Here is a 21,585-nt window from a genome sequence, read left to right on the forward strand (position 1 = left end):
CGACGCGACCGGTTGCGCCGCTCAGCCCAATTGCTCGGCCAGCAGCCGGCGCGCGCGCGAGACGCGCGCCTTCAAAGTGCCGACGGAGCAGGCGCAGAGCTCGGCCGCCTCCTCGTAGGAGAATCCGACGGCGCCGACCAAAACCAGCGCCTCGCGGTAGCGCGGATTGAGTTTCCAGAGGGCCCCAGAAAGGTCCGCCATCGTCGATGCCGGTTCTGCAAGCGGCGACGGCGTGAGGGAGTCGAGATCGCCCTCGTCCAACGCCCGCCGGCCGCGTCGTTGCGCGCGCAGATCGCCGTAGTAGCGATTGCGCATGATCGTGAACAACCACGATTTCAGATTGGTTCCGGGCTCGAACCGCTCCTGCTTGTCCAGCGCCGTGAGGATCGTGTTCTGGACGAGATCGTCGGCGGCCTCGCGGTCGCGGCAGAGAAATCTGCCGAACGCGCGTAGATCCGGCATCACCGCTACGACATCGTCCCTGAACACCTGGGTTCCTCCCGGCGACTCCGACCGCCGTTGCCGCCACCAAACACGGGCTAGATGGGGGCTTTCGCGGGCGTTGGGAAGGCTTTAGCGCCGCCGCGTGCATGGAACCCGAGGCGGGCGCCGGCGTTTTCCCCGCATCGACACACGCATTGGATCCAACCTCGACACGGGAGCGGGACATGAACTGGGATCGCATCGAAGGCAATTGGAAGCAACTCGCCGGCCAGGTCAAGGAAGGCTGGGGCAAGCTCACCGAGGACGACCTCACGGTCGTGGCGGGCAAGCGCGACCAGCTCGTCGGCCGCATCCAGGAGCGCTACGGCGTCGCGCGGGACGAGGCGGAGAAGCAGGTGAAGGCCTGGGAGGAGCGGCTTTAGCCGCGTTGCGACGAACGCGGGCCGGCGGCGGCGGGATCGCTGAGGAGGGTGAAATGTTGCACTGGTCGCTTGTCTTTCTGGTGGTCGCGCTGGTCGCGGCCGGTCTCGGGTTCAGCGGCCTCGCCTCCACGGCGGCGGGCTTCGCCCAGATCCTGTTCTTCATCTTCTTGGCGCTGTTCGTCGTCAGCGTCATCGGCGGCCTTCTGCGCCGGCAACGCTGAGGCCGCGGCGACCGGCGGGTCCTTCGCCGGTCGCGCAATGCGCCGGTTCGCGGAGGTCCGAGGAGGCAAACATGACGCGCGGCATCGTTCTCTGGCTTTTAGGCATTCCGATCCCGGTGCTCCTGCTGATGTGGGCGCTGGGCTGGCTCCACTAAGCCGGCGTCGCCGGAACGTTCCAAGGAAGGAGAGGCGCATGTCTCCGTACCTGAGACTCGCCGCCACGGCCGCGCTCGTCGCCACCTTGGCGGCGTGCGGCAGCACGACGGGCGACCGGGCGTTGAGCGCCGCCCTCATCGGTGGCGGTGGCGGCGCCGTGGTCGGCGCGGTCGCCGGCAATCCGCTGGCCGGCGCGGCCGTTGGCGGCGCGGCAGGCGCGGTCGTCGGCGCCGTCGCCACGCCCCGTGACATTGATCTAGGCCGGCCGGCTTGGCGCTAGGCCACGACGGCGGCCTCGACGACGCAGCGCCCGTCGCGTGACCACCGGGACGGGCGTCCCACGTATCCCGAAAGGACAAGACGATGCCGACGACCGAACATGCCCGCACCGCGACCGCGCCCCGTGTCGCCAATGGCGCGCGAAAAGGGCCGCGCCTGCTGCCGACGCGCAACGACATCCCCGTCGACGTGCGTGGCAAAATGGTCGATCTGCTGAACGCATGCCTGGCGGACGGCTTGGACCTGCAGATGCAACTCAAGCAGGCGCATTGGAACGTGCGCGGCCCCGATTTCATCCAGTTGCACGAGCTGTTCGACAAGCTCTACGGCAACGTCGTAAGGCACAACGACACGATCGCGGAGCGTATCGCGGCCCTTGGCGGGACCGCCGAGGGCACCGTACGCGTGGTGGCCGAGCGCTCGCGCCTCGCGGACTACCCGCTGACCGTCCAGGCGGGCCGCGAGCACGTGGCGAAGGTGGCCGACGCCGTGGCGGCGTTCTGCGGCAAGGTCCGGGGTGCCATCGACCAGGCGGACGAAGCTCAGGACGCCGATACAACCGACCTGTTCACGTCCGTCTCAAGGGCGCTGGACCAGGACCTCTGGTTCGTCGAGGCGCACGAGACGGCGCAGACCTGATCGACGCGTCGCGCCCAAAGGTCCCGCATGGCCGGAGGGCGCGATCCGCATGGTATGTCGCGCGGCGCGGCCTGCTGTATGATGCTCGCGGGCGGATGCGCCCGAGACGAAGGACGGGAGCCTCGGTTGGCACAGACGAAAACGGGCATGCCGGAGGCGGTCGGCGCGATGCTGCCGTTCCTGCGGCGCTATGCGCGCGCGTTGACGGGCTCGCAGGAGCGCGGCGACGAGTGGGTCCGTCTCTGCGCCGAGGTCCTGCTTGAGCAGCCGCTGGCGGCCGATGGCGCCGACACGAAGCTGAGCGTGTTCGCGCTGTTCCATCGCCTCCGCCAGCCTTTCGGCGCGCTCGACGAGCGCGAGGCGGGCGCTGAGGGCGCTCCGGGCCGCCTCAAGGAGCGTCTGAGCGAGATGCCCGCGCTGCAGCGCCAGGTGCTGCTGTTGACGGTGCTGGAGGGCTTCTCCGTCGACGACGCCGCGCGGGTGCTGAGTGTCGCCCCGGCCACCGCCGTCGCGGCGCTGCATGCGGCGCGCGACGAGCTCAAGCGGGTCGCGTCGGTGCGCGTGCTGGTGATCGAGGACGAGGCCGTCATCGCGCTCGACGTCGCCAAGATCGTGCGCAACGCCGGGCACGAGGTGGTCGGCATCGCCGCGACGGAGAAGATGGCCGTCGATCTGGCGCGCAAGCACCAGCCGCATCTCGTCCTCGCGGACATCCAGCTCAAGGGTGGCGACAACGGCATCGAGGCGGTGCGCGAGATCCTCAAGGGGATACAGGTGCCGGTGATCTTCGTGACAGGCTTCCCCGAGCAGCTCCTGACCGGCAGCGGCCGGGAGCCGGCGTTCGTCATCACGAAGCCGTTCGATCCGGACCTCCTCCGCACAGCGATGGCGCAGGCGTTGAACACCGTGGTGATCTGAGCGTTCAGAGGGGATCGGGCATGTCGGCGCGACCATCCGGGGCCGGTGCCCGTGCCGCGCCGGAGACCCCGCCGTGACCCGCTGGCCGCTGCGCGTCCGTCTCGTGGCGTTGCTGGCCCTGGCGCTGGCGCCGATCCTCGCGCTGTCGGCGTGGCGCGCCCATGACCGCGCCATCGACGCGGAGGCCGCGCACGCCGGCGCCGCTTCCACCGCGGCCGAGCTGGCGGTCGCGCCGCACCGCGAGGTGATCGAGGGTACGCGCCGGCTGCTGTTGGCGCTGCGCGAGGACGAGGACGTCGCGCGGTGGATCGCGGGCGTCCTGCCGCCGGACGAACTCGCCCGTTGCGAGACCTACCTGCGGCGGCTCGTTGCGCAATTTCCCGGCCAGTACTCCGCCGTGCTGTTGACCGACAAGGAAGGCGTCAACCGCTGCTCCAGCTCGGCCGCCGCCGCTGGCGCAAGCTTCGCGGACCGCGAAATATTCACGCTGACGCGCGAGTATGGCGATTTCGTCGTGGCCTCGTACATCGCCAGTCGGCTGAGCAAACAGACCATCCTCCCGGCGGCCGTTCCCGTGCTTCGCGGAGGCCAGTTCCACGGCATGGCCGCCATCGGCATCTCGCTGGATTGGTTCGCCGATCTGTCGCGGGCGACGAGTTCGTCCGCGCCGGTCTTCCTCACTCTCGTCGACCGCAAGGGACAGCCAGTCGCCGGTCCCGTCGAGGGCGCACTCACGCTTCCGGTCGCGGCACGGACGGCGCGAGCGGTCGAGCAGCGCGAGAAGGCGTTCCGCGACTACGGCCGTGACGGTCTGCCTTACGAGTATCGGCTGCTTCCGCTCGGTGCTGGCGCGCTGCTCGTCGTCGCCGCCATACCGGCGCCCGCTCGCTTTCTGGGCGCCGCCGACTCGTGGACGGATTTCGGGTTGGTCGCGCTCACGTCGCTGGCGTCGCTCGTGGCGCTCTGGTTCGGGGCGGCGCGCTGGTGCCTCGATCCGCTCAAGCCGATCCACGCCTTCGCGGCGGCGATCGCTCAGGGTGGCGTGGATCCCCGTCCGTTCGACGTGCGCGGCCCGCCGGAGATGCGCTCGCTGGCCGACAACGTCGCCGTCATGGCGGATGCCATCCGCAGCCGGGAGCGCGATCTCCGCGCGAGCCTCGAGCAGCGCGACCACATGTTGCGCGAGATCCACCACCGCGTGAAGAACAACCTGCAGATGATATCGAGTCTGCTCAGCCTGCAGGGCGAGCAGATCCGTTCGTCGCGCATCCGCCGGCACTTCGCGGACGCCCAGAACCGCGTCCTGGCGCTGTCGGTGCTGCATCGCCATCTCTACGAGCGGTCGAGCTGGGCGCTGGTCGACTTCCAGCTGTTCATCAACGACCTCGTGCGCCAGCTTTCCGCCGGACAGGAGGGCGCCGGAGCCGCCTCCGTCCGCTTCGATATCCGCGCCCCGGTGATGGCGGTCGGGCCTGACACCGCGATCCCGCTCGGTCTGATCATCACGGAAGCCGTTGGCAACGCCTTCCGCCACGCGTTCGCGGGCGTCGAGGCGCCGCGGATCGTCATCCAAGGCGCCGAGTCCGGCGGCGAGGTCGAGTTCGCGATCGAGGACAACGGCGTCGGTGTCGACGAGGCGTCGCTTGAGACGAGGGCGCGTAGCGGGCTTGGCCTGACCTTGATCCGTGGCCTGGCGACGCAGCTCGGTGGCGCGGCCGAGGTGGGGCCGGCCGTTGGCGGTGGAACGAGGGTCGCGGTACGCTTTTCGCTGCCTTCTTCGTGAACGTGGCGCATAGTGGCCAAGGCCTAACGGGGGGTCGCCGCGCATGTCACGGCCAATGCCGCCCACGCACCCTATGATGCGACGGGGATCGACCGGAAGGCGCGCCGCCGGGGACGGCGGCGCGGCGCGCCGCCGGGCTCGTTCGTGATGCGCCGCACGCGCGTCATCGGCGTCCTCCTTGGCCTGACGATCGGCATTCTGCTGGTCGCCGGGTCGACCTTGGCCCTCAACTATCTCAGCTCGTCGAGCCAATGGCAGCGCGTCGTGCGTGCGTACGACGCCGCGTCGACGATGCGTCAGACGCTGATCGCCGCGCTGGACGCCGAGTCCGGCCACCGCGGCTATCTTTTGACCGGCAGGAAGGACCACCTCGCGACCTACGAACAGGCGCGCCTGCGTCTCGATGGCCTTTTGCGGGACCTCGAGGCGGTCAGCGTGGACGCGCCGGAGCAGGCGAAGCATGCGGCGACGCTGCGCGCGGCGACCGTCGCGTTGCTCGACGAGCTGGCGTCCATGGTCGAGGCGTACGAGGTTCAGGGGCGGGACGCCGCGCCGTCCATCCTGCGGACGGGGCGCGACCGCGCGCCGCTGGAGGCGGTCCGGCTGACAGCCGAGGCGTACATCGAGGCGCAGCAAGACCTGCTCGCGCTGCGTCTCGCGCAGCTGCGCGCCGACCGGAACGAGGCGATCCTGATCGGCGCGATGATGTTCGGCGGCGCGCTGGCCTGCCTGTTCGGCGCGCTGTACCTGATCCTGCAGGAAGGCCGCCATCTGAAGGCGGCCCAACGCGAGCTGCTGGCGCGATCGCGGCTGCTGCAGACCACGTTGGAGACGTTGCGCGATCCGCTCGTCGTGTTCGACGCGGAAGGCGGCGTCGTGGCGTGGAACGAGCCGTTCGCGCACCTGGCGGGATGGAATCCTGAGGAGCAACGGCATCTTACGCGCGCCGCGCTGGAGTCCGACCGCTTCGCGACCGCCCGGGAGCTGCTTCGGCCATTGCGATCACCGGGGCCGCCGGCGGCGGGCCAGTCCATCGAGCGCGTCTCGGCCGCGGGGCGCGACTACGAGATATTCATCGGACAGATGGCCGACGGCGGCGTCGTTGTGCGCGGCGTCGACATCACCGAGAAGGTGCGCACCGACATGGCACTGCGCCAGGGGCAGAAAATGGAGGCGATCGGCCAGCTTACCGGCGGTATGGCGCACGATTTCAACAACATCCTGCAGGTCGTGCAGTCCAACCTCGAGCTGCTGCGGGAGGACGTCCGGAACGATCCTGCGGCGTCCGCGCGTCTCGCGAACGCGCTGGCCGGGACGCAGCGCGGCGCCCGTTTGACGCAACAGCTTCTCGCCTTCGCCCGTCGCCAGCCGTTGGCGCCGCTGCCGGTCGACGTCGGGCGGCTGGTGCGGGACATGGCGGATCTTCTGCGTCATTCGCTCGGCGAGCGGGTGGTCGTCGAGCTCGACCTGGCGTCCGACGCGTGGAACACGAAGATCGATCTAGGCCAGCTTGAGAACGCCATCCTCAATCTTGCGATCAATGCCCGTGACGCGATGCCCGGCGATGGCACGGTCCGGGTCGCCGTGGCCAACGCGACGCTCGACCGTAACTACGCCACGCTGCATCCCGACGCGGCGCCCGGCGCCTACGTGGTCGTCTCGGTGACGGACACCGGCACCGGCATGCCGCCGGAGGTGGTCGCTCGCGCGTTCGATCCGTTCTTCACGACGAAACGCGACGACAAGGGCACCGGCCTCGGGCTCAGCATGGTCTACGGATTCGCGCGGCAGTCCGGCGGCCACGTCCGCATCGACAGCGAACCGGGCCGCGGCACGAGCGTGAAGATGTACCTGCCTCGGACGCTCGAGCCGGTGGTCGATCTGTTCCACACCGCTCCCGTCGCCTGGAGCGGGAGCGAGAGGATCCTCGTTGTCGAGGACAACGAGGACGTGCGGCGCGCTGTCGTCGCGATGCTCGAGGACCTGGGCTACCGCGTCGCCAGCGTCGACGGACCGGACGCCGCCAAGGCGTTGCTCGAGGACGATCCGGCCTTCGACATCCTGTTCACCGACGTCGTGATGGCGGGCACGCTGTCGGCGGTCGAACTGGCGGACGCCGCGCGCCGGCTGCGGCCGGACATCGCCGTGCTGCTGACGTCGGGCTACGCCAAGGATGCGGTTCCGGAGTGGCAGGGCGGCCAGGACGGCTATCCGATGATCACCAAGCCCTATAGGCAGGAGGACCTTGCGACCAAGCTGCGTTCCGTCCTCGCGGCCGCCCGCGCGCCGGCGCCGGACGCTTTGGCGCCGGGCGAGCCGGCGACGGCGGCGGTCGGTCCCGACGTACCTGCGCGGCGCGTGCTCTTCGTCGAGGACGAGGTGCTCGTGCGCATGTCGACGTCCGACATGCTCGAGCGCCTGGGGTGCGATGTCGAGACGGCGGCGAGCGGAGAGCAGGCGCTCGATCTCCTCGTGCGTCGCGGCCCGTTCGACATGATGATCGCCGATCTAGGCCTGCCCGGCATGAGCGGCGAGCAGCTTGCGACCGAGGCGCAACGCATGCGCCCGGGACTCCGCATCGTCATCGCGAGCGGCTACGGCGCAGGCGTCTCGCGGCATGTGCTGTCCGACAAATTCCGCTTCATCGGCAAGCCGTATTCGATCGTCGATCTTCGGCAGGTCGTCGAGCAGGCGATGCGCGAGGACGCCGATCCTGCCGCGGGAACTCCTGAGCTCCCTCGAGGTTATCCTGACGTCGTCGAGGGAGCCTCGCCATGGTCTCATCTCCGACCTCGGGGGAAGGGTGGCTCGCGCCGATCCGGCAGCCCCGCGGCCGCCGCGCCGACGCCGCTCGCAGGGGTTTGGCGCCGGTTTGGCGCCGCGGGCACGGCTGTGGCGCGACGTGGACGGCGGACGACTACATCGACGTTCTTGTCTGGGCGCTACCGGCGTTGATCCTCGCCGCGCCGGCGGTGGTGGTGGTGGCTATCGGCTAGGGAGCGTGCGCCGCAGTCACAGCCAGCAGGTCGGCACGTCGTAGTACATATCGACTTTGCGGCCGTAGTCCGGCGTCCGCCGAAAATCGCCGCCTTCGTAGGTCGGGACGTCCTCCAGCGTCTTCTTGTCGAGATCGACGAGGTAGCCGCCCTGGCGGCGTTCGTACTTGAGCGTCGACCACGGCGACGGATGCTGCTTCTCGCCCATGCCGAGGAAGCCGCCGAACGACATGATGGCGTAGATCGCCTTGCCGCTCGACTGGTCGATCATGACGTCCTCGACGTAGCCGAGGTTATCGCCCTTCGTGCTGTACACGTCGGTGCCGTTGACGTGCTCGGTGGCGATCAGGTCGCCGCCGGTGTTCGCGGTCATGCCGGACATCGTGGACTCCTGTGTTGTCCCGGGGTGCCGCCCCGCCCGATCGTCGGCGTGGCGCGGGCGGCCTGTGGTACCGGCGGCAGGACGCGTCGTCGCGACTCCGTCGGCCGGTGCGAATTCAAACGCCGCCGCAGGCGGTGCGCTTCCCGCCGCCGCCACCGCAGCCGCGGGCCGGTCGCCGCGCGCCGCCGACGGGAACCGGTGGCGCGACGGGGCGTTTTCCATGTACCGGCCGCTCCGGCGTGGCCACCGTCACTTTGGAGAATTGATGATGCGTAGACTCGCTTTCGCCCTCGCGCTCGCCCTCTCGTCCGCCTTCGTGGCGCCGGTCGCCGTGCAGGCCCAGACGTCGCCGCCGTCGCCGTCGCCGACCACGGCGCCATCACCGTTCTGGGAGAAGGTGAAGGGGAGCTGGACCACCACCAAAGGGGCCGTGAAGGAGCAGTGGGGCAAGTTGACCGACGACGATCTGCTCGAGATCGAGGGCCGGCGCGATCAGCTCGTCGGCAAGCTGCAGCAGCGCTACGGCATGACCCGCGAGGAGGCGGAGCGCCAGGTCATCGGCTGGGAGGGGACGTACCGTCTCTAGAGGTGGACGCCGCGGCGGCGCCCGTCGCCGGGGCGCATCGGACCAGTCGAAGGAGAAAGCCATGATAGTGAGATCCCGGACCATCGCCTGCCTCGCCGCGGCCGGATTCGCCGCGGCGCTGGCGGGCTCGGCCATCGCTCAGACCGCCTACGGCGAGTTCCGCGATCCGAGCGGCAAGATTTGGACGCCCGAGAACGTCGGCAAGGACGGCCGCCCGGTGCCCTACGAGGACCGTGCGTTCGATCCGCGCAGCCAGGTCGCGCCCGCGAGCCAGGTCGTCCTGCAGCGGCCGAGAGCCCAGTTGCTCGACGTCGTGCCGGTGACGTCGGGCCGGAACGGCTCCATGCCGGTGGTCAGCGTGGACGTTTCCGGCCTCAAGGCGGGGCCGGAGGGTCGCTGGCACGCGATGCTCTACGTGACCAACAACAGCGGCGCGCTGATCGAGCCCGTCGTCGGCTGTCGGTTCTCGAACAATGGCCAGATGGTCGAGGAGACCCGCGTGATGGTCCCGGCGGCGGGGCCCGGCGAGCGGCTCGGCGCGGCCATCGACGGCCCCCGGACCGAGATCTTCGTCGACAAGCTCGATTGCAGGGTCCTGTCGCCGATCTAGCGGCGGCGCTCGCGGATCGATCACGCGCGTGACGCACCCGCGGTCGATCTTGCCGCGCCGGAGCCTTGAGGAGAAATGAGATGACCAAGCGAATGAACGGCCCGGCCGGCGGCGAGCCAGAGCCGCGCCCGACACCAGGCGGCGATCCCGGACATCCCGACGAGAGTCCCCGACCACCGAGCGGGGGCGATCATCCGGGCAGAGGCCCGGCTGAAACCCCGATCCGCGATCCGGTGCTGCGAATCGACGATGGACCCAAGACCCGGCGCGTGGTGGTCCCCGAGGACGAGGACCGTCGGCTGCGCGACGGCGATCGCCGTCCGGACGACGCGAGCTCCTGAGCGAAGTGGCGCTGGACGCCGCGCCACTCGAGCCGTTGGAGAGAGCCATGGACAGCGCGAGCACCCGCATCTGCGATTTCCAGTTCGGCATGAGCGAGGACGGCGGGCGCTGCCTCATGATCGTCACTGACGACCAGGAACGTTCGATGACCTGCGCCGCCGACTTCGCGCAGTTCACGGCATTCGTCTCGAGCCTCAACATGGCCGCGCGGGAGATGGTGAAGCGCCAGACCCATGGAGCGGGCGGGGGTCGCGGCGAGCGGCGCCATCGACGTGGTGTCGGCGGTGTTCCGCGTCCACCCGGCGGACGGCGCCGTCATCGGCGCGCTGTCGAGTCCCGGCGGTGACATCATCGGGCTGCGGATGCGCCCGGAGGTGGCGTGCCGCCTGACCCGCGATCTTCTGCTCGTTTCGCCCGCTTCATCAGCCTGATCCGCCGGCGGGCCCGTGGAACCGCGGGGCGTCCGCCGTCGTTGGCACTGGGCGCCAGTTCGCGCGAGTCCCGTCGGAGGCAACGACGTCATGAAGCATGTGTTGGACCCTGTCGAAGCGCGCTCCGGCGTCATCAGCGGACGCGTTCTGCTCGTGCTCTGCGCTTCGTCCGCCGGCGCAGTGTTGGCCCTTGGGCTGGTGTGGCTCTACATGTACGGCGGATTTTGACCGATGGCGCTGCGACCCGGCGCCGGCCCCCCGCGTCGGCGTGCGTAGGGGGATGCACCATGGCCGAGGCCGTCGAGCGGCCTATTGAAGCCTCCGCTGCGGTCGATCCAGCGGGCGCGGCCGGCGACGGGGCGGACGACCCGCCGGAACTCCGCGAGAGAGCGCGCCGGCGCGCGCTGCTCGGCGTTTTCTGGCGGCGCGCCCGCGGCTTCTGGGGAAAGGACGGCGACCGCTTCGCCTGGTGGCTCCCGGCCGCGCTACTGGTCGTCGTCCTCCTGACGCTGCTCGCGCAGTACGGCATCAACCGCTGGAACAAGGCCATCTTCGACGCGCTCGAAAGGCGCGACCCCGGAACCGTCTATTACCTGGCGACGATCTTCGTTCCGCTGGCCGCCGCCAGCGTCGCGTTCGGCGTCGGCGCGGTCTTCCTGCGGATGGCGACGCAGCGACGCTGGCGTACCTGGCTCAACGATAACGTCGTCGACCGCTGGCTGGCCAACGGCCGCTACTATCAGCTCAACCTGGTCCAGGGCGACCACCAGAATCCGGAGCATCGGATCGCCGAGGATCTGCGTATCTCGACGGACGCGCCGGTCGATTTCGCCACCGGCGTGGTGTCGGCGATCCTCTCGGCCGTGACGTTCATCGCGGTGCTGTGGAATATCGGCGGGGATCTGACCGTGACCGCGGTCGGCGCCACGGTGACGATCCCCGGATTCCTGGTCGTTGCCGCGGTGCTCTACGCCGCGGTCGCCAGCCTCTCGATCGCGGTGATCGGGCGTCGCTTCGTCAAGGTCTCCGAGGACAAGAACCAGGCCGAGGCCGAGTACCGCTATGCGTTGACGCGGGTGCGCGAGAACGGCGAGAGCATCGCCCTGCTGGGGGGCGAGGAGGAGGAGCGCGCCGGGCTCCACCGCCATTTCGCGACCGTGGCCAAGCGCTGGGCGCAGCTCGCGGGCCAGCACATGCGCACCACCGTGGTGTCGCAGGGCAGCGGGCTGGCGGCCGCGGTCGTGCCCGTGCTGTTGACGGCGCCCAAATACCTAGACGGCTCGATGTCGCTGGGCACCGTGATGCAGTCCGTATCGGCGTTCCTGATCGTGCAAGGGGCGTTCGGCTGGCTTGTCGACAACTACCCGCGGCTGGCCGAATGGAGCGCCTGCTCGCGCCGCATCGCGTCGCTGATGGCCTCGCTCGACTCGCTGGAGCGCGCCGAGAACGGCGAAGGTGTTGAGCGGATCCAGCGTGGCGTGATCGGCGACGCCGCCCTGCGCCTGTCCAACGTCAACGTCACGCTGGACGACGGCACCGCGGTCGTTGGCGACACGGAGGTCCGGATCATGCCGGGCGAGCGTGTCCTGTTCGCGGGCGAGTCAGGGACCGGCAAGAGCACGCTCGTGCGCGCCATCGCCGGGTTGTGGCCGTGGGGTGGTGGCACCATCGAGATCCGCGAGGACGCGCGGCTGTTCTTGCTGCCGCAGCGCCCCTACGTGCCGACGGGCACTCTGCGCCGCGCCGCCGCCTATCCGGCGGCGGCCGACGAATGGACGACGGACGAGGTTGCGGCCGCGTTGGAGGCGACCGGCCTCGGCCATCTGGTCGAGCGGCTGGAGGAGGAGGCGCCTTGGGACCAGACGCTCTCCGGCGGCGAGCGCCAGCGCCTCGCGTTCGCCCGCCTGCTGCTGCACAAGCCCGACATCATCGTGCTCGACGAGGCGACCTCGGCGCTCGATCCCCGGAGCCAGGACACGTTGATGACGCTGATCTGCGACGAGCTGAGGGACGCGACCGTCGTGAGCGTCGGCCACCGGCCGGAGCTCGAGGCGTTCCACAGCCGCAAGATCGTCCTTGAGCGCCGCCTCGGCGGCGCGCGGCTGGCCGCCGACGTCGCCATCCGCCCGCGGTCGGGGCGGTTCTCGGCGATCCGGTCGTGGTTCGCTCCGCGCCGCCGCTAGGACTCCGCCGCCTGGCGCGAAACGACGCTGACGTCCACCTTCAGCCCGAGGTAGTCGCCGGCGGCGCCGCTCCACCGGCCGGAGATCGGCGACGCCCGCGCCGGCGCGCGAACGATCGCGACGGGGATTAGTTCGCCGTCGGCGCGTAGCGCGTTGGTCGGGTCGAAATGCGCCCAGCCGGCGCCGGGGGGATACACCTGCACCCACGCGTGCGTCGCGCCGCCGCCGACGGCGGCCTCGCAGCCTTCACTGCGCGTGTCGCGGGAGGCGTCGTAGATCTAGCCGCTGACGAAGCGGGCGGCGAGCCCGAGGCTGCGGGCGCCCTCCATCATCAGGTAGGCGAAGTCGCGGCAGGTGCCGGACCGGCTTTCCAGTGTCGTCTGCGGATTCCGCGTCCCGTACTCGTCGCGCGCGATGTACTCGAAGCTGTCTTTGATCGCCGCGGTCATCGCGTCCAGCACCTGCAGCGTCCTAGGCAGCGACCCCGCGCCATCCCGCGCGACCAGAATGCTCTTGGCCCATTGGTCGACCATGTGGCCGGGGGCGGGCATGTGACGTTCCTGCAGGCCCGCGAGGTCGCGGACCTCGTCGGCGGCGTCGGCGAGCGGGAGCGTCTGGGCGTGGCTGGAGACGAGATGCGCGGTGTGCGCGAAGGGAAAGCGCTCCACATCCAAAGTGCTGTCGATCGAGAGATCGGACGTCGGCTGGACGAAGGACACGAGCGCCACGCTGTTGCCGAACACGTCGCTACTGCCAGACGATCTCGGCCGGCGCCGGCCGCAGCGTGAGGACGGCGTCGTGCAGCTTCATCTCGTGGCTGTCGCGCGGACGCAGCATGAGGCGGTGGCGTTCGAGCGTCACCGGATTCGCGTATCTGTAGGTGGTGATGTGGCGGAGAAGGACGCGCATGATCACCGGGCCATGTCGGCCGTCATCGGGAAGCGACGACGCCGACCGTCGGGTCTCCCGCGGGTCGTCGTAGGAGGCCCGCCGACGTATCGCATCGCGCCGTCACGGTCGCTTCGTCCGACCGGATTGTTCCGGAGTGGGTCGGCGCCGATTGAGCGCCCGCCGCGCCAGGGGAGAGATGGGCGGCGGGCGCCGCCGAGGCGGCATACTGGAACTCCGCCACCTCGGCCGTGGGTGACGTCGCGGGAGCGGTGAGGATGCCCGCGCCGGCCGGTCAAGCCGTTCGTTAGCCCGGGCGTCGGTAGTCGACCTCGCGCTGCACGCAGCGCTCGTACCGCTCGGAGCCACGCGCCAGGCCGTAGGTCTGGCAGGCCTCCTGCGCGTCGGCCACGATCCGCTGGTCGCCATAGGTCGGCGCCATACGACCGCGTCGCCGCGCGTCGGCCTCGCGCATCGCGCACTGCCGGTACTCCGGCGTGCCGACCATGAATCCATAGGCCACGCAGACGTCGTCGCCCCGCGGGGCGACGACCGTGCGTGTCTCGTAGGCGGTGCAGGCCGCCGTGGCGAGCCCGAGGACGAGCGCGATGGCGCCCAGTCGCATCGACATTGTTGCCTCCAAAAGATTCCGGGAGATCACGTTCCCGTGGTCGGAACGCCCGGAGGGTTCTGTGGTTCCCGGGCCGCGGTCGCGGCGCTCGAACAGCGGCGTCAGCGGCCGGCGGCGAGATGCCGCTTGATGTCCGGGAGCGTGTGGCCGTTGAGGTCCTTGTCGGTCTGGTCGACGACCGTGGCGCTCGGATCGCGGGAGAACGACCGGCGCGGTTCCGCCAGAGCCCGTTGGTACCACGACGACGAGGCGCGCAAGCGATCCGTAACGCCTGCCGCCTTCCAGCGCGTGCGCGGCATCGCGAACGGATTTGCGCTCCGTGAGATCGCGCCAGTCCGTCTGAGCGACGGAGGAGCGCGCGCCCATCGCCGGGTCCATGGCGCGTCCCGCGCGATCCGTGCCTTGGTCAGAAGTGCCGCGATTGCCTGCCTGCCACAGGCCGTGAACGAACACGAGCGAGACGCGCTCCGCGTCCGGGGCGTTGCGCAACGTCAACGCCTTGCGGCGGTCGCGGACGAGCACCCTGGTGCCGGAGGGGACGCACAGCGCATCCATATCGTTCCATCCTCCGGCCGCGCGGGGTTCGGAGTTAGCGCCGCCCCGCGAGGATGCCGCCGCATACGGCGCCAAGCGTATAGACGGCGCCGATCGCCACGCAGGCGACGACCGGGCCATGCGCCGCGGCGATCCCGAGGTACGCCGCGGCGGTCAGGAAGCCGGCTCCGACCGCGCTCAGCGCGCCGACCGCGACGAGCAGGTAGAAACGTGCGACCGCGCGGCGGACGAGGACTGCCGCGATGGCGACGCCGCTCAACGCCGTCGAGCGGGCCATCGCGGCGAGGATCGACACGGCGCCGCCCTTATCGGCGGTGCAGGCACAACGCAACGAGCGCGCCCAGGCCGGCCGCGACCGTGATCGCGATCAGCGGACGTTCGACCACGCTTTCCTCGAGCTTCCGGGCGCCGGCGTAGGCGGTGTCCCTGCTTCGCTCGTAGGCGGCGACGGCGGTGTCGGAGACCGCATCCCGCGCCGAGTGCGCCACGTCGTCGACCACGCCTGTCGCGTAGGCCAGCAGTTCGCGGCCGCGGTCGACGATGTTCGACGCCTTGTCGCCACCCTCCTTGGCGGTGGCCTCGATTGTCGCGGCGAGCTGCGCGAGCTGCTTCTTCATCGCGGCGACCTCGCGCGAGAAATCCTTCGCCAGGGCGGCGTCACGGCTTGCCATATCGGTCTCCCGCAAAACTGACACATGCGCCGTTCCCGGAAGCGGGTGGCGTCGGGTCGTTAACGCGGGCGCGGGGCGAATGTTCCGTCCGCGACGGGTGCTGGCCGGTCGGCGTCTGCCGTCACCTCATGGTGGGTTTCGCGCCTTCCGTGAAAACGCATCGCGGCGCGCCCTCGCCGGACACCGCCGCGTGGCGCGACCAGCGCCAGAGCGGCTCCCAGTAGGTCCGCCGCAACGTGGCCGCGGCGGCGCGGTCGTCGACGATGTAGCCGAACTCCTGCAGGTCGACGGGGTAGAAATTGTCCGAGCCGATGTAGAAGGCGCGGTCGTCGATCATCCAGAATTTCGAATGGTTGCCGATCGGCCGGCTTCCGGGCCAGGTGGCGTCCGGGCCGAAGCGGAACGGCGCCAGGTGCAGCCGCTTGCAGAGCAGCGCGTCGAGCTCCGCGTCGGACAGGGTGGCGCGGCCCCGCGCCACCTGGCGGATCTTGCGCCCGATCGTCTCGATCGCCACACCGTTGCTGTAGCTCGACCCGCTGAGACCCGTCGCTCCCAGGTTGGAGAGGACGATGTGGACGTCGCCGCCGGTCAGCAGGAAGTCGGCGAGCCGTTCCAGCGTGCTCTCGGGATAGAGCGGATCGAGACGGCCGAGGGTGAACGCGATATCCTGGTGCACGATGACGATCGAGCGCCGGGCGGCACCGAGCATGAGGTCCCGCGCCAAATCGCTCTGGTTGGCGAACTCCGCCGTGATGCCCGACGCGAGCCGGCCGACCGCCATGACCGGGACCCCGCCGGCGGCCAATGGCGATGGCAGGGGCAGCCGCGCGACGCAGCCGGTTCCGAATTTCTCGTCCCCTCCGGTGTGGCTGAGTGCCTGGACCGCGGCGTCGCGGCCGACGCGCGCGCACACGAATCCCCATAGCGCGTCAGCGAACCGGCTGGCGTCGGCCGCCGCCGGCCCGCGAAGCTCCATCGACAGGTCGTGTACCGGCGTCTCGATCAGATAGTCGCGCGACCAGAGATTATGACCGCCGACGAGGGCGGCGCGACCGTCGACCGCGACGATCTTGGAGTGGTTCCAGCTGAAGCTGGCGCACTCCCCGCCGCCGGTGCACGACCGCATCGCCGCCACGTGGACGGTCAATCGCGACCCCGGCACGGCCCGGGCGTCACGTACCAGCTCGGTCGCCAGCGCCGTCGCGTTGGTACCGCCCTCGAGCGGGTACTGCCCGACCAGCACGCGCACGGTCACGGGCCGACCGCCCCGCGCCAGCGTCGTGAGTCCGTTGCGCAACGCCGCGAGGAAGCGGCCATCCGGCGGCGGCTGCAAGGCCGTGATGTCGACCACGCTCCGGGCCTGGACGACGAGCTTGTACAGCCGGTCGATCACGGCGTCGGAATGTCCGACGCAGACCCGCCTGTCGGCGCGGCCGGGTCCGACGGCGGCGAGCGGACGGCAGGTCGCCCCGCCACCGCAATCCGCGTCGGACCGGCACGCCGGTAGCGCGACGTCGGTGACACACCCTTCGCAGCGCAACGGAAACACCGGAAGGTCCGCGGCGCTCCGGTTCCACCGGTCGGGCGTCTGCACGACCCAGTCCCGGCCGAGCGCGTTCGCGCGAGTCAGCGCATAGGTGACGCCGCGGTACCGCTTGTCCGGATCGGTCTTGGCGAGTTCGGCCATCAGCTGGTCCAGGAGCGGCGTGGGCCGGCGTTGATCGAGCTGCTGGACGTCGTGCGACTTTATGACCGCTGTCAGCGGCGTGCCGGCGTTGAGGGTTCCGTAGACGCGTTCCGCCTCGCTCTCTGGAACCGCGGTCCCGGGCGGCCGCATGGAGCACGCCGCCAATGCCGCACCGAGCGCCAGCGTCGTCACGACTGTGGGCATCATCCGCAGGGGACGCATCGCTTCTCCGTCTGCGTGGAGGTCTCCCACTCGGGTCTAGGACCGGATCGAAACGAGGTGGTGGACGGCGAACAGGCGGTCGGGGTCGGTCCACGTCCGCCACGGCTCGAATCCGGTGCCGTCGACCAGCGCCTCGAATTCGGCGGCGCCGTACTTGTACGAGTACTCGGTGTGCACGCGCTCGCCCTCGGCGAAGGTGAAGGTCCGGCCCGCGACGGTCACCGTCTGCGGTCGTCGGCTACGGAAGTAGATCTCTATCCGGCCGCGCGCGGCGTCGTAGGACGCCTCGTGGGAGAACGCCGAGAGGTCGAAGTTGGCGTCGAGCTCGCGGTTCATGCGTCGCAGCAGGTTCAACGTGAACGCGGCCGTGACGCCGGCGCTGTCGTTGTAGGCCGCGTGCAGCGCGGCGGTATCCTTCTTGGTGTCGACCCCGACGACGAGGGCGCCGTCGTCGCCCAGCAGCCGGCGGGCGCGCCGCAGGAACGACCGGGCCTCCTCCGGCGTCAAGTTGCCGATCGTGGAGCCGGGGAAGAAGCCGAGCGCGGGGCGCGCGATCCGCGCCAGCGATTCCAGTGCCATGTAGTCGGCGCAGATCGGATCGACGACGAGCCGCGGGTAGTCGCGCCTCAACCGTTGGGCCGAGGTGTCGAGATGCTCTCGTGAAACGTCGATCGGCGCGTAGCCGCGCAGACCGCGCAGGGCGTCGAGCAGCAGGCGCGTCTTGACGCTCGAACCGCTTCCGAATTCGACGAGCGTGCGCGTGGACGCCGCGAGCGCCGCGATCTCCGGCGCCGCGGTACGCAGGATCGCCGCCTCGCTGCGTGTCAGGTAGTACTCCGGTAGATCGCAGATGGCGTCGAACAGCGCCGAGCCGCGGGCGTCGTAGAGGAATTTCGCCGGAATCGCGCGTGGCGCGGCGCCGAGGCCAGCCAACACGGCGCGCTCGAACTCGGCGTGGTCCTCGTCGGCGACGGTCTCCATCGCGTGGACGGAAAGGTTCATGAGGCGTCCTCGGCCAGTCGGACGCCGCCGAACATCCAGCGGGCATCGGGTGGGAAGAAGTTCCGGTACGTCGTCCTGACATGGTCGGGCGGCGTCGCCGCGCAACCGCCGCGCAGGACCATCTGGTTGGCCATGAACTTGCCATTGTACTCGCCGATGGCGCCCGGCGGTTCGTGGTAGCCGGGATAGGCGACGTAGGGGCTGGCGGTCCATTCCCACACGTCGCCGATCATCTGGGCGAGGCCGGCATGGGTGGCCGGCGCGGGATGGAAGGCGCCGCTGTCGGCCGTGTTGCCGCGTAGGGCGGCGACGGCGGCCGCGATCTCCCACTCGGCCTCGCGCGGCAGACGCTTGCCGGCCCATTTGGCGAACGCCGCCGCCTCGTAGAAGCTCACGTGGCAGACCGGCTCGTCCAGCCGCATCGGCCGGAGGCCGCCCAGCGTGAAGACGCTCCAACTACCTGCGGACCGTTCCCAGTAGAGAGGCGCGTTCCAACCCCGCTCATGGGCGAGCGCCCAGCCGGCGGATAGCCAGAATTCAGGCCGCCGGTAGCCGCCATCCTCGACGAAAGCGAGATACTCGCCGCACGTGGTCGGCCGCGACGCCAGCGCGAATGGCTCGAGCCAGACGCGGTGGCGCGGCCCCTCGTTGTCGAACGCGAAGCCGTCGCCACCGTGTCCGATCTCGACCAGACCGCCGTCGAACCGCTTCCACTCCAGCGGCGTCGCCGCCTGCGGCGGCACCGCGGCCGGCCGATGGTAAGCGGGCCGCAGAGGGTTCACGGACAGCACGTGCTTGATGTCCATCAGCAACAGTTCCTGGTGCTGCTGCTCGTGGTGGAGGCCGAGCTCGACAACGCCGGCGAGCGGCGCCGGCGGATCCCCGGGCCCGTCGAGCGCCTTGACCATCGCGTCGGTGACGTGCTGGCGGTAGGCGAGGATCTCCGCCACGCCGGGGCGTGAGAGGAGGCCGCGCTGAGGGCGGGGATGCCGCGCGCCGACCGCCTCGTAGTAGGAGTTGAACAGGTAGTCATAGGCCGGATCGAACGGCCGGTAGCCGGCCGCCAGCGGCTTCAACGCGAAGGTCTCGAAGAACCAGGTGGTGTGCGCGAGATGCCACTTCGTCGGGCTGACATCCGGCATCGACTGGATCGTCTGGTCCTCGGCGGAAAGGCGCGCCGCCAGCGCCTCGGTGGACGCGCGGATCGACAGGAATCGTTCCACGCCCCGCAAGGGCGCCGCGTTCGGGGACCGGTTGGACACGTCGCCTCCGCCATAGCAGCGATGTCGCTAACGCCGCGTCACGATAGCCGGTTCCTCGGCGTCCGTCGCGCCCGCCGCAGCGACGAGATGGCATCCCCCGGGTTGCGCCGGCTTACCGCATCGGCGCAAATGCTTGCTCGCTCGCTCGGACGAGCCGAGGTGGAGGACCATGCCGATCCGCGAGATCGACCCGTGGCGGATGCAGTACTTCGCCGGCCGGCCATGCCCCGCGCACGTCCTGATCCCGACCGAGGACAGCGACGCCTGGTTGTGGAATCCGGAGCATCGCTGGGTCTACGACAAACTGGCGGTCGCCCGTAGCCAGGGTCTGGACGCCGCCCCGCATGGCGTGGCTCCGCCGGGCTTCCCGGTGTTCTCCAAGCCGATCTACAACCTCAAGGGCATGGGGGCGGGCAGCCGTGTGATCGCCTCGGCGGCGGAGCACGAGGCCGCCCAGGCGCCCGGCCACATGTGGATGGCGTTGCTGGAAGGGCGCCACGTCAGCACCGACGTCGCGCTGGTCGACGGCGCGCCGCGGTGGTGGCGGCACGCCACCGGCGTCGCGGCCGGCGAAGGCACGTTCGACCGGTGGGACGTCCACGCCGGGCCGGACCCGGAGATCGAGGCGTGGTGCGGCGCCTGGTGCGCCCGCCATCTCGCGGGCTACACCGGCATGGTCAACCTCGAGACGATCGGCGGACGGATCATCGAGGCGCATCTGCGCTTCGCCGATCAATGGCCGGATCTCTACGGCGACCGTTGGGTAGACGCCCTGATCCGCCTGTATGCCGACGGCGTCTGGGCGTTCGACGACTCGGGGCGGCGCGAGGGATTCAGCGTGGCGCTGTTCATGCCGCACGGCCGCCGCTACCGCCATCCACCGGAGGCGACGCTCGACGCCGCGCGGGCGCTTCCCGGCGTCTCCAGCGTCCAGATCACCTTCCACGAGGACCGCCCTCCTGAGTCGCATTCCATGCCACCCGGCGGATTCCGGGTCGCGATCGTGAACTGCTGGGATCGAGCCGCCGGCGAGGCGGCGCGCGAGGCGTTGCGCGGACATTTCGCGTCGACGCGCGGGTGGGCGCCGGCCCGGGCAACCCCATAGTCCTCCGGACGTTACAGATACACGGCTTCCGCCGGCGCGAAGCGCCACGCGGTGGACCCGTCGCGCCTGGAGGGAAAAGAATGGACTACGCCGTCAAGAAGCTGCCGTTCGATCCATCGAAGGTGAAGGGGTTCTCCGAGAAGCTGTTGGTGAGCCACCACGACAACAACTACGCCGGCGCCGTGAGGCGTCTTAACGCGATCTCGAAGGAGATCGAGGCGCTCGATGTCAAGAAGGCCTCCGTGTTCACCGTCAACGGGCTGAAGCGCGAGCAGTTGATCGCGCACAACTCGATGGTCATCCACGAGCTCTATTTCGACGCATTGGCCGGCGAAGGTGGAGGTCCGACCGGAGCGCTGGCGGACGCGCTTGCGCGCGATTTCGGCAGCGTCGAGCGCTGGAGGGCCGAGTTCACCGCCACGGGCAAGGCGCTGGGCGGCGGCTCCGGCTGGGCCCTGCTGGCCTATTCCCCGCGCGACAAGCGGCTGGTCAACACCTGGGCCGCGGACCACACGATGACGCTGGCCGACGGCCGACTGATCCTGGCGCTCGACATGTACGAGCACGCCTACCAGATGGACCACGGCGCCAAGGCCGACGCGTACATCGACGCCTTCATGGCCGGCATCCGTTGGGAAAACGCCGCTGCGCTCCTCGAGCGGGCGGTGCGCGCCTGACCGGCCACGCCAGCGCGGGGAGGGCGGAACCACCGGCGCGCCCGCGCGTTGGACGGGCGTACCCCGATGAAGGACACGCCATGAAATCCCCGTCTCTGCTCGCCGCTGCGGCGATCGTCGCCGTCCCCCTCCTATTCTGCACGGCGGCCCTCGGCCAGGGCCAGCCCCAGACCGTCGAACTCGTCAAGGTCGATGTCGTGCGCGTGTCGACCGGCTTCCGGGCGTCGAGCGTCATCGGAAGCGCCGTGATCAACTCGGCGGGCGAGACGGTCGGGAAGATCGACGAGGTCATCATCAGCGCCGACGGCAAAGCGCCTTACGCCATCCTCTCGGTCGGCGGATTCCTGGGCATGGGAACCCGACTGGTCGCCGTGCCGTACGACGCGCTTCGTTTCGCGGACAACAAGGTGATGCTGCCCGGAGCGACGAAGGAAGGTCTGCAGAACCTGCCGGAGTTCAAATACTCGAAGGAGTAGGACGCACGGCGGCGGCC

The 21,585-nt window shown here is 70.0% G+C and carries 26 protein-coding genes; 15 read left to right on the forward strand and 11 right to left on the reverse strand.

From position 1 onward, the window contains the following. Nucleotides 1-21 precede the first annotated feature (21 nt). The gene (locus IPK81_22185; protein ID QQS12186.1) at nucleotides 22-489 is read right to left on the reverse strand and encodes a sigma-70 family RNA polymerase sigma factor; all 468 of its coding nucleotides are present in this window, start codon (nucleotides 487-489) and stop codon (nucleotides 22-24) included. A 179-nt stretch (nucleotides 490-668) separates the two neighbouring features. Here IPK81_22185 and IPK81_22190 point away from each other — a divergent pair, with 179 nt between their 5' ends. The 7 genes from IPK81_22190 to IPK81_22220 all read left to right on the forward strand — a co-directional run bounded on the left by IPK81_22190 (nucleotide 669) and on the right by IPK81_22220 (nucleotide 7,817). Then, nucleotides 669-866, forward strand: a complete 198-nt coding sequence (locus IPK81_22190; GenBank protein QQS12187.1) for a CsbD family protein — start codon at nucleotides 669-671, stop codon at nucleotides 864-866. A gap of 53 nt (nucleotides 867-919) precedes the next feature. Then, on the forward strand, nucleotides 920-1,087 hold the full coding sequence (locus IPK81_22195) for a DUF1328 domain-containing protein (protein ID QQS12188.1): 168 nt from the start codon (nucleotides 920-922) through the stop codon (nucleotides 1,085-1,087). Nucleotides 1,088-1,280: 193 nt separating this feature from the next. Beyond that, entirely contained in the window at nucleotides 1,281-1,523 is a 243-nt protein-coding gene (locus tag IPK81_22200) for a hypothetical protein (protein ID QQS12189.1), read from the forward strand. A gap of 83 nt (nucleotides 1,524-1,606) precedes the next feature. After that, nucleotides 1,607-2,161 carry a DNA starvation/stationary phase protection protein Dps gene (dps, locus tag IPK81_22205; GenBank protein QQS12190.1) on the forward strand — a complete coding sequence of 185 codons (555 nt, stop codon included), beginning with the start codon at nucleotides 1,607-1,609 and terminating at the stop codon, nucleotides 2,159-2,161. Between the two features lie 126 nt (nucleotides 2,162-2,287). Then, nucleotides 2,288-3,079: a response regulator gene (locus tag IPK81_22210; protein ID QQS12191.1), complete on the forward strand. Its 792-nt coding sequence runs from the start codon at nucleotides 2,288-2,290 to the stop codon at nucleotides 3,077-3,079. Nucleotides 3,080-3,152: 73 nt separating this feature from the next. Next, nucleotides 3,153-4,862 carry a sensor histidine kinase gene (locus IPK81_22215; protein ID QQS12192.1) on the forward strand — a complete coding sequence of 570 codons (1,710 nt, stop codon included), beginning with the start codon at nucleotides 3,153-3,155 and terminating at the stop codon, nucleotides 4,860-4,862. Between the two features lie 147 nt (nucleotides 4,863-5,009). Continuing rightward, entirely contained in the window at nucleotides 5,010-7,817 is a 2,808-nt protein-coding gene (locus IPK81_22220) for a response regulator (GenBank protein ID QQS12193.1), read from the forward strand. Between the two features lie 57 nt (nucleotides 7,818-7,874). Here the strand turns inward: IPK81_22220 and IPK81_22225 are convergent, their stop codons facing one another. Continuing rightward, nucleotides 7,875-8,231 carry a PRC-barrel domain-containing protein gene (locus IPK81_22225; protein ID QQS15219.1) on the reverse strand — a complete coding sequence of 119 codons (357 nt, stop codon included), beginning with the start codon at nucleotides 8,229-8,231 and terminating at the stop codon, nucleotides 7,875-7,877. Between the two features lie 277 nt (nucleotides 8,232-8,508). On the opposite strand from IPK81_22225, the gene IPK81_22230 reads away from it, so the two are divergent. From IPK81_22230 to IPK81_22250, 5 genes are all read left to right on the forward strand, one after another. Then, nucleotides 8,509-8,826: a CsbD family protein gene (locus IPK81_22230; GenBank protein QQS12194.1), complete on the forward strand. Its 318-nt coding sequence runs from the start codon at nucleotides 8,509-8,511 to the stop codon at nucleotides 8,824-8,826. A gap of 61 nt (nucleotides 8,827-8,887) precedes the next feature. Continuing rightward, nucleotides 8,888-9,436 carry a hypothetical protein gene (locus tag IPK81_22235; protein QQS12195.1) on the forward strand — a complete coding sequence of 183 codons (549 nt, stop codon included), beginning with the start codon at nucleotides 8,888-8,890 and terminating at the stop codon, nucleotides 9,434-9,436. A gap of 80 nt (nucleotides 9,437-9,516) precedes the next feature. Then, nucleotides 9,517-9,777: a hypothetical protein gene (locus IPK81_22240; GenBank protein QQS12196.1), complete on the forward strand. Its 261-nt coding sequence runs from the start codon at nucleotides 9,517-9,519 to the stop codon at nucleotides 9,775-9,777. 47 nt (nucleotides 9,778-9,824) lie between these two features. Beyond that, entirely contained in the window at nucleotides 9,825-10,124 is a 300-nt protein-coding gene (locus IPK81_22245; protein ID QQS12197.1) for a hypothetical protein, read from the forward strand. Nucleotides 10,125-10,496: 372 nt separating this feature from the next. Next, the gene (locus IPK81_22250) at nucleotides 10,497-12,392 is read left to right on the forward strand and encodes an ABC transporter ATP-binding protein/permease (protein QQS12198.1); all 1,896 of its coding nucleotides are present in this window, start codon (nucleotides 10,497-10,499) and stop codon (nucleotides 12,390-12,392) included. Here the strand turns inward: IPK81_22250 and IPK81_22255 are convergent. The 9 genes from IPK81_22255 to IPK81_22295 form a co-directional block, all read right to left on the reverse strand. After that, a complete protein-coding gene (locus tag IPK81_22255; GenBank protein ID QQS12199.1) occupies nucleotides 12,389-12,595 on the reverse strand; it encodes a hypothetical protein in 207 nt (68 codons plus the stop codon). The genes IPK81_22250 and IPK81_22255 overlap by 4 nt on opposite strands. A gap of 75 nt (nucleotides 12,596-12,670) precedes the next feature. Further along, nucleotides 12,671-13,135, reverse strand: coding sequence for a transglutaminase family protein (locus tag IPK81_22260; GenBank protein ID QQS12200.1), 465 nt, complete (start codon nucleotides 13,133-13,135; stop codon nucleotides 12,671-12,673). A gap of 4 nt (nucleotides 13,136-13,139) precedes the next feature. Continuing rightward, nucleotides 13,140-13,301, reverse strand: coding sequence for a hypothetical protein (locus IPK81_22265; protein ID QQS12201.1), 162 nt, complete (start codon nucleotides 13,299-13,301; stop codon nucleotides 13,140-13,142). Between the two features lie 286 nt (nucleotides 13,302-13,587). After that, a complete protein-coding gene (locus tag IPK81_22270) occupies nucleotides 13,588-14,466 on the reverse strand; it encodes a host attachment protein (GenBank protein QQS12202.1) in 879 nt (292 codons plus the stop codon). 34 nt (nucleotides 14,467-14,500) lie between these two features. Then, nucleotides 14,501-14,761, reverse strand: coding sequence for a hypothetical protein (locus tag IPK81_22275; GenBank protein QQS12203.1), 261 nt, complete (start codon nucleotides 14,759-14,761; stop codon nucleotides 14,501-14,503). 10 nt (nucleotides 14,762-14,771) lie between these two features. After that, nucleotides 14,772-15,137: a hypothetical protein gene (locus tag IPK81_22280; protein ID QQS12204.1), complete on the reverse strand. Its 366-nt coding sequence runs from the start codon at nucleotides 15,135-15,137 to the stop codon at nucleotides 14,772-14,774. Between the two features lie 121 nt (nucleotides 15,138-15,258). Further along, the gene (locus tag IPK81_22285) at nucleotides 15,259-17,046 is read right to left on the reverse strand and encodes a hypothetical protein (GenBank protein ID QQS12205.1); all 1,788 of its coding nucleotides are present in this window, start codon (nucleotides 17,044-17,046) and stop codon (nucleotides 15,259-15,261) included. A gap of 36 nt (nucleotides 17,047-17,082) precedes the next feature. Next, nucleotides 17,083-18,048 (reverse strand): L-histidine N(alpha)-methyltransferase, encoded by a 966-nt coding sequence (gene egtD / locus IPK81_22290; GenBank protein QQS12206.1) that lies wholly within the window; start codon nucleotides 18,046-18,048, stop codon nucleotides 17,083-17,085. Further along, nucleotides 18,045-19,310 (reverse strand): ergothioneine biosynthesis protein EgtB, encoded by a 1,266-nt coding sequence (locus IPK81_22295; GenBank protein ID QQS12207.1) that lies wholly within the window; start codon nucleotides 19,308-19,310, stop codon nucleotides 18,045-18,047. Before IPK81_22295 ends, egtD begins: the two co-directional genes overlap by 4 nt. 169 nt (nucleotides 19,311-19,479) lie before the next feature. On the opposite strand from IPK81_22295, the gene IPK81_22300 reads away from it, so the two are divergent. The 3 genes from IPK81_22300 to IPK81_22310 all read left to right on the forward strand — a co-directional run bounded on the left by IPK81_22300 (nucleotide 19,480) and on the right by IPK81_22310 (nucleotide 21,568). Further along, entirely contained in the window at nucleotides 19,480-20,415 is a 936-nt protein-coding gene (locus tag IPK81_22300; GenBank protein QQS12208.1) for a hypothetical protein, read from the forward strand. An 80-nt stretch (nucleotides 20,416-20,495) separates the two neighbouring features. Beyond that, nucleotides 20,496-21,092: a superoxide dismutase gene (locus IPK81_22305; GenBank protein ID QQS12209.1), complete on the forward strand. Its 597-nt coding sequence runs from the start codon at nucleotides 20,496-20,498 to the stop codon at nucleotides 21,090-21,092. 80 nt (nucleotides 21,093-21,172) lie between these two features. After that, nucleotides 21,173-21,568, forward strand: coding sequence for a PRC-barrel domain-containing protein (locus IPK81_22310; protein QQS12210.1), 396 nt, complete (start codon nucleotides 21,173-21,175; stop codon nucleotides 21,566-21,568). Nucleotides 21,569-21,585 lie beyond the last annotated feature (17 nt).

The organism is Rhodospirillales bacterium (assembly GCA_016699855.1).
Lineage (GTDB): Bacteria > Pseudomonadota > Alphaproteobacteria > Reyranellales > Reyranellaceae.